This window comes from Salinivirga sp. (genome assembly GCF_035268865.1).
Lineage (GTDB): Bacteria > Bacteroidota > Bacteroidia > Bacteroidales > Salinivirgaceae > Salinivirga.
On record NZ_DATFKB010000150.1, the window covers coordinates 1 to 3,197 of the forward strand.

Here is a 3,197-nt window from a genome sequence, read left to right on the forward strand (position 1 = left end):
TGTTTATAGTACTTGCCAGATGTTTTTGTGGCCCTGTTGAAACACTTACATTATAAAGCAAAAAAGCCACTCAAAATGAGTGGCTTTTTTTGATTGGTGACCCAGCAGGGAACAATTGAGATGTTTTTATATTGCTAAAATTTAGAGATTTGTGAGTTTTGTTCTGCATTTGGTGAAACAAAGGTGAAGCACAATTTTTTGGAGCATGCAGGAACAAACCCCTTGTTTTAATTTATACCTAGATTGAGCGATTTGCAATAAAAAAATAAAAGATAGCTTGTTTATTACTCTGATAATGTGTATTTTAGAGGTGTCAAAACAAAAAAACGACACTTCACCATTTCACAAACAAGACTATCTTTTATGAGCTCTAAAATAACAAAAATATCGTCAACAAGCGAAAAAATTTCAGGACGTGGGGGACTATCATTATTTATGCGTTACGTGCAAAATATTGGCTTGTATGAGCTTTTTTTCAAAACTGTCATGCCTGTGCTTCCCAGTTCGAACAACAAGGGACTTCAGCTCGGGCAATTCATTAAGCAAATTATTGCCTTTATGATAGACGGAACAGAAACCTCAATTAGTGCCTTTGATACAAGAAAAACCGACACTGGTTATGCTTCGGTTATAGAAAATACTATGGAAGAAATGGCTTCTTCTCATCAAATTAAACGTTTTTTTGCAAAGATGTCTTTTGTTAAAAGCAAGATATTCAACAATATACTTCACCAGCTGTTTCTTTGGAGGCTGCAAATAGAAAAACCTCAAATCATAGAACTTGGCATCGACACCATGGTATTAAACAATGATGATGCCCGCAAACGTGAAGGATGCGAACCAACCTACAAGAAAAAAAAAGGTTTTCAGCCTCTCCATATTTGTTGGGGCTCATTTCTGATTGATGTTTTATTCCGTAAAGGAAGTGCGCATTCTAATCATGGTACTGATTACATTGACCGGGTAAGTGCTGTGGTAAACTTTATCCGGGAAAAATACTCACAAGATGTTCCCATTATCATTTGTGCAGATAGTGGTTTTGCAGACCAAAAGGCTTATGAAGTATTTGAGGAAAAGCTTAACATTCACTACATTACAACTGGAAAGATATACAAACCTACAAGAAATTATATCGAAGCTCTGCCTGAAGATTGCTTTCAAAAATTCATAAAAGGTAAAGCTATCTGGCATTTTACGGAACTTGGTAACAAGTTGGGGGCATGGTCGAAATTCAGACGCTGTATATTTACTCACCTGCACCGGGACCAGCAGGGGCAATACATTATGGGATTGGGGAAGCCTGATAACCTTATATACACGAATATAGGACAAAGCAAAAAAGCAGATGAAATGCTTCTAAATGCCGGCGGAGAGCACTATTTCAAGGCTGAAACAATCGTCCGTAAATCGCACGAGCGTGGAGCTGATGAACTGATTCATAGAAGCATAAAGGAACTTGCCGGTAAAGAACAACTCCCCTTTAACTGTTTTGGAATGAACCGTGCATATTACCTTTTATTGGTAATTGTTCATTTCCTTTTTGAAGCTTATAAGCGAGATATAACGCCGCATGTCATACCAATACAAGCATACCCAAACACATTTCGCCGTAAATTAGTTGACTTTGCGGTTAAGATATCATCAAGAGCCAGAAGCACTGTAATGAAAGTGACTAATGCAGTTTTTCAATCGATAAACATTGTTGAATTATGGGAGCGATGCAAATCGCCACCTCCAATAATACTAGGCATTTGAGAAAAAGAGAAAAACCTACCCGAAACGACTTAATACGCTATCAATCCAGTTGGTGGCATGGGATTGGTATGTAGTGTAATACAAATTCGAGTACAAATTATATGTTATGATAAAAATAAATTTTAATGAATCTTCTTAATTTGACAATTTAAGCCACTAAATCACTTCCTATTTATCAAAAAATCATAATCACGAAAAAAAATGGGAACGTGAGGAAGAGAATCGCTCAATTTAGGTAACAAAAGGATATGCGCGTGGGAGTTCCCCTTACAGGGGGTCAGGGGGTAGCGCGCAGGGAGAATGAACAAACCTTTTAATTCACAAGAAAAAAGCCTGACAAAAATGTCAGGCTTTTTTCTTTTTTATACCGACCACAAGATAAATTCCATGGGCAGTGCGGGGACATCTCTCCCTATTCTTTTACAATCTTCTTAGAAATATATTTGTTCTCATACCTGGCCACAATTAAATACATGCCACCCGTATAACCGGAAACATCTACTTCAAAATTCTTTTTACCAGAATCCAATTTTTCAATCAAAGCTCCGGAAGAATTAAAAACCAGTATTTCTTCAAACACCACCGCCGTTTCGATATTTAAACTGATGGATACAGGGTTGGGAAATACCCTCATCAGTTCCACTTCATCGGTTGAATCGTCTTCAGCATCAGAGTCATTTCCCATAACCTCAAACACAATAGAATTGGCTTCGGACAGACTATAACCATCAAAAACACTATACTTCAACGAATCGTAGCCGTTAAAATTCACATTGGGCTGATAAATAAAAGAACCATCACTAAACATCTCAATCTCTCCGTTTGCGGGAGCTTCATCAACCAGAGCCACCATAAATCCGCCGTCAATATCGAAATCATTTTTTAGCAGTCCCTGATCGCCTGTAACAAAAACCGGAAAGGTTTCATTATCAAATGTAAAGCTATCCCTGACGGCAATTGCCGGAGTATTGAACTTTTGCAGATTGTCTTTAATTACCCAGTAAGAGGTTTTCTTTGTTTCTTTAAGGGTTTCCTGATCAATGGTGTTCCATGTATCCCAGGTAAAACGCTGATCCGTATCGTACCACTGTGATTGATAATATACTGCCATATGAATTCCGTCTGTGATGGCCTCCTCTGTTTGAGAGGTACTTCTGTCATCATTCAGAACCGTGCGCTTATCAGGTGCCACTACATTGATCAACGACCAGGGAATGCTCACCTCTATTTTGTCGTCAAATAGTGTAACCGCATCCTTTGATGAAGGATTTTGAAAACCATAATTTAACTGTAAGTCACCGATGTACTGAACATCAGAATGGCTGAAATTATTTTTCCATCGTACAATATACCATGGCGCTCCATCGGTTGCAATGGAGCGATATTTTTGTTCCGGATCCGAGACTCCATGCCATATACCATAAATATCATAGGCCTCGGTG

The 3,197-nt window shown here is 38.2% G+C and carries 2 protein-coding genes; one reads left to right on the forward strand and one right to left on the reverse strand.

Annotated elements, in window-relative coordinates:
• The first annotated feature begins 363 nt into the window (after positions 1-363).
• The gene (locus tag VJ937_RS08945; RefSeq protein ID WP_324066554.1) at positions 364-1,755 is read left to right on the forward strand and encodes an IS1380 family transposase; all 1,392 of its coding nucleotides are present in this window, start codon (positions 364-366) and stop codon (positions 1,753-1,755) included.
• A gap of 412 nt (positions 1,756-2,167) precedes the next feature.
• Here VJ937_RS08945 and VJ937_RS08950 read toward each other — a convergent pair.
• On the reverse strand, positions 2,168-3,197 hold a 1,030-nt coding region (locus VJ937_RS08950; protein ID WP_324066555.1), incomplete at its 5' end, for an Ig-like domain-containing protein.